This window comes from Pseudomonas sp. (assembly GCF_037994325.1).
Taxonomy (GTDB): domain Bacteria; phylum Pseudomonadota; class Gammaproteobacteria; order Pseudomonadales; family Pseudomonadaceae; genus Aquipseudomonas.
Genome location: NZ_JBBNAH010000657.1, coordinates 1 through 4,191, shown reverse-complemented (window position 1 = coordinate 4,191; position 4,191 = coordinate 1). Strand labels below are relative to the sequence as shown.

The following is a 4,191-nucleotide window of genomic DNA, read 5'->3' as shown; positions in this document are numbered from 1 at the left end:
GGGCTGCCGGGGGGTTGTGGCAATTGCTGTAGGGGAAGTCGCTGTTTGCGCTGTAGCGAAAACGCTACAGAAAAGCGCGGGCAGCGGGGAATGCCGAGTTAGAGCCAGTTATAGCGGGGTTTTGCTTGGTGTGTAATGAAATGATTACGGTGTATTGAAAACGATACGGGTGTGGGTGGGTTGGAACCGATGGGTTTTGCCGACGGTCACTAACCCACTGCCCATGAAATAGGACGTTCGCTATGCATACGCTCTCGCGCCACCTGCTTGCTACTGCCCTGACCCTGTGCGCCGCCACCGGCGTTCAGGCCGCCGATTCCCTCACCGTGCAACTGAGCCAGGCGACCGAAAAGGGCGCGGGGGCGGCGGTGGGTACGGTGGTGGTTACCGAGTCCAAGTACGGCCTGGTGTTTACCCCGAACCTCAGCGGTTTGCAGCCCGGCGTTCATGGCTTTCATGTGCACGTAAACCCCAGCTGTGATGCTGCCGAGGTGGATGGCAAGCTGACGCCGGCTGGCGCGGCGGGTGGCCACTGGGACCCGAAAAAGACCGGCAAACATGGCTTTCCGTGGGAAGACGATAACCACCTCGGCGACCTGCCAGCGATCTTTGTGACCGCCGATGGTAAAGCGACCCAGCCGGTATTGGCGCCGCGCTTGAAAAAGCTGTCTGAGTTAAATGGCCATGCGTTGATGTTGCATGCAGGGGGCGATAACCATGCGGATCATCCGGCGCCGTTGGGTGGTGGTGGGGCGCGGTTTGCCTGTGGTGTAATTAAGTAAACCGGTTAATTTTGGCTGGGCCCGCCCCTCACCCCCAGCCCCTCTCCCGCAAGCGGGAGAGGGGAGTTTAGCCACGATCTCGCTAGAAACTTTGATCGGCCCCCTCTCCCGCTTGCGGGAGAGGGTTGGGGTGAGGGCCTCGATTATCAGGAGCCCTTGGGAATCCCGTATTTACGCAACCGCTTGGCAATCGCCGTATGCGAGGTCATTAGCCGCGCCGCTAGTTGCCGACTCGACGGGTAGCTGCTGTACAACTTCTCCAGCAAGCCCTTCTCAAAGCCATCCACCGCTTCTTCCAAACTGCGCACCTCGCCCTCCACCTGTGGCGCCACGGAGGTGCCGGCGATATCCAGATCGCCCACATCCACCAACGGGCTGTCGCACACCGCGGCGGCGCGGAAGATGACGTTTTGCAGTTGCCGCACATTGCCCGGCCACGGGTTGCTCAGTAGCGCCGGGTAGGTGCCGGGCGTCAGGCGGCAGATGGGCCGCTGAATCTGCGCGCAGGCTTGCTGCATAAAGTGCCGGGCCAGCACCAGAATGTCGTGGCCGCGCTCGCGCAGGGGCGGTACTTCCAGGGTGAGTACGTTCAGGCGGTAGAACAGGTCTTCACGAAAGCTACCTTGGCTAACCATTTTTTCCAGGTCGCGGTGGGTGGCGCTGAGGATGCGTACATCCACCTTGGTTTCGCGGTCGCCACCGACGCGGCGAAAGCTGCCGTCGCTTAAAAAGCGCAGCAGTTTGGCTTGCAGGTAGGGCGACATTTCGCCGATTTCATCGAGAAACACGGTGCCTTGGTGCGCCAGTTCCAGCAGCCCCGGTTTGCCGCCACGCTGGGCGCCGGTAAAAGCGCCGGGCGCATAACCAAACAGCTCGCTTTCGGCGAGGTTTTCCGGCAGCGCGGCGCAGTTCAGGGCCAGAAATGGCGCATTGCTGCGTGGGCTCAAGGCGTGGCAGGCGCGGGCGACCAGTTCTTTGCCGGTGCCGGTTTCGCCGCGAATCAGCAGCGGCGCATCCAGGGTGGCGATGCGTTGCGCGCGCACTTTCAGGTTGCGCACCGGCTGCGAGTCGCCCAGCAGGGAGTCGAAGCCTTCGGCATGGTCGTGGTGCAGGGCGGACAACCGTTCGCCGATGCGGTTGGGCAAGTACAACGTCAGCAGGCCGCCGGCCAATTGTGTGTGCTCGCCGGTGGGCGCGTCGGTAATGGGCATGGCATCGAGCAGCAGCGCTTGGCCTTTAAGCGAGACCTCGCGCATGGGCAGGCGAAAGCCGTGTTCGATCAGCGCCTGTTGCAGGCCGTCGTCGTCGAACAGGCTGGTGAGCGGTTCACCGGCCGGCTCGTGGCCGCAAAGGGCAATCAGCGCCGGGTTGGCCAGCAGCACATGGCCGCTGTCGTCGACCGCCAGCACCGGGTCGGTCATGGCCGCGAGCAAGGCGTCGAGCTGCAAGCGCCGGCGCTGGCCGGGGAGGATGTCGACCACGCGCACGTCTTGCACGCCCTGAATCTGCAGCAAGGCATCGCGCAGTTCCTCCAGTACCTGGGCGCTGAGGGTCGGGGCGTCGATATACACGTTGGGTGGAATCATCTCCACGGCATCCAGGTTCAAATTGCGCCCGCCGAGCAGGGCGAGCACTTCCTGGGTGATACCAACGCGGTCGATAAAGGTGACGTGAATGCGCATGTGGGGCTGTTTGCTAAGGAGAGGCGGGGGCAAGTATGCCCGTTTACCGCGCGCCTTGGCCAAGCCCGCGCGTGGTGATCGCCGGGCCTGCCGCCAGGCCGTTGCCTTGCGCTACAATGCGCGCCGATTTCGCCCCCGGCCCACCACCGAGAACTGTTGCCCATGTCCGCCTGCCAGACTCCCATTATTGTCGCCCTGGATTTCCCTACCCGCGAAGCTGCGTTGCGGCTGGCTGATCAGCTTGATCCCAAGCTATGCCGGGTCAAGGTTGGCAAGGAGTTGTTTACCAGCTGCGCGTCGGACATTGTCACCACGTTGCGTGACAAGGGTTTTGAAGTCTTCCTTGATCTGAAATTCCACGATATCCCCAACACCACCGCCATGGCCGTTAAAGCGGCGGCGGAAATGGGCGTGTGGATGGTTAACGTGCACTGCTCCGGTGGCCTGCGCATGATGGCGGCCTGCCGCGACACGCTGGATAAATTCAACGGCCCGAAACCGCTGTTGATCGGTGTGACCGTGCTCACCAGCATGGAACGCGAAGACTTGGCCGGTATCGGTCTGGATATCGAACCGCAAGAGCAGGTGCTGCGCCTGGCCGGTTTGGCTTCGCAGGCGGGCATGGACGGGTTGGTCTGCTCGGCGCAGGAGGCGCAGGCGTTGAAGGCGGCGCATCCGAATCTGCAACTGGTGACGCCGGGGATTCGCCCCGCCGGCAGTGCGCAGGATGACCAGCGCCGTATTTTGACCCCGCGTCAGGCGCTGGATGCCGGCTCCGATTATTTGGTCATCGGCCGGCCCATTAGCCAGGCGGCGAGCCCGGCGCAGGCGTTGGCGGCGGTTGTGGCGGAATTGGCGTAACGACTGGCCCTCACCCCAGCCCTCTCCCGCAAGCGGGAGAGGGGGCTTGATCGGCGTCTTCACTCAGAGTGCGGCTAGGCTCCCCTCGCGTGCTTGCGGTCGCCCGGACAGGGAAGAGGGCTGGGGAGAGGGCCGAAGACAGCGCAATTCTTAAAAAAATCGCTCCGCCATAGGTGGCATTTCCGCCTTTTTTCATACTTTTCCGTCAGCCCCCCGCGTTTGCCTGGCTATGCTCTGGCCTGTGCACGTAAAAATGCGGGCTGGGTCACTATCGGGCTTTGGCGGTGAGCGTAACTGCCAGGGTTTAGAACAAGAAAGCTGCGCCACAGCTAGGGCTGCGAGCGGGCAAAACGGAGTGCGCTATGGCTACCGAACAGTTCGATGTATTGATTATTGGCGCCGGTCTTTCCGGCATTGGCGCGGCCTACCGCCTGCAAACGCTCTGCCCAGGCAAGCGTTACGCCATTCTGGAAGGGCGCGCTGACATCGGCGGCACCTGGGATCTGTTCCGTTATCCGGGGCTGCGTTCCGACTCCGATATGTTCACCCTCGGTTACCCGTTCCGCCCCTGGCAAGCGGCCAAGGCGATTGCCGACGGCGCCTCGACTCTGCAATACATCAAAGACACCGCCCGCGAATTTGGTATTGAGCCGAACATCCGCTTTAAGCAGATGGTTAAGTCGGCGGCCTGGTCGTCCCACGACGCCCTGTGGACGGTAGAGGTGCAGCACCCCGAGAGCGGCGCACTGACGACTTATCGCTGCAAATTCCTCTACGTGTGCAGTGGTTACTACGACTATGCCGCTGGCTACAGCCCCGAGTTCCCCGGCAGCGAGCAGTTCAAAGGCCGTCTGGTGCACCCGCAG

General features: G+C 62.4%; 4 protein-coding genes. 3 read left to right on the top strand and 1 reads right to left on the bottom strand.

All coding sequences use genetic code 11. The annotated features are described in order from the left end of the window. Positions 1-242 precede the first annotated feature (242 nt). Entirely contained in the window at positions 243-782 is a 540-nt protein-coding gene (sodC, locus tag AAAB16_RS21740; RefSeq protein ID WP_340665211.1) for a superoxide dismutase [Cu-Zn] SodC, read from the top strand. Between the two features lie 146 nt (positions 783-928). Here the strand turns inward: sodC and AAAB16_RS21735 are convergent, their stop codons facing one another. Further along, complete coding sequence (locus AAAB16_RS21735) at positions 929-2,464, bottom strand: sigma-54-dependent transcriptional regulator (protein WP_340665210.1); 1,536 nt, start codon at positions 2,462-2,464, stop codon at positions 929-931. Positions 2,465-2,626: 162 nt separating this feature from the next. On the opposite strand from AAAB16_RS21735, the gene pyrF reads away from it, so the two are divergent. Together pyrF and AAAB16_RS21725 are read left to right on the top strand one after the other, a co-directional pair. Then, the gene (gene pyrF, locus AAAB16_RS21730) at positions 2,627-3,325 is read left to right on the top strand and encodes an orotidine-5'-phosphate decarboxylase (RefSeq protein WP_340665209.1); all 699 of its coding nucleotides are present in this window, start codon (positions 2,627-2,629) and stop codon (positions 3,323-3,325) included. A 362-nt stretch (positions 3,326-3,687) separates the two neighbouring features. Then, positions 3,688-4,191: NAD(P)/FAD-dependent oxidoreductase (locus tag AAAB16_RS21725; RefSeq protein WP_340665208.1), on the top strand; the 504-nt coding region annotated here is incomplete at its 3' end.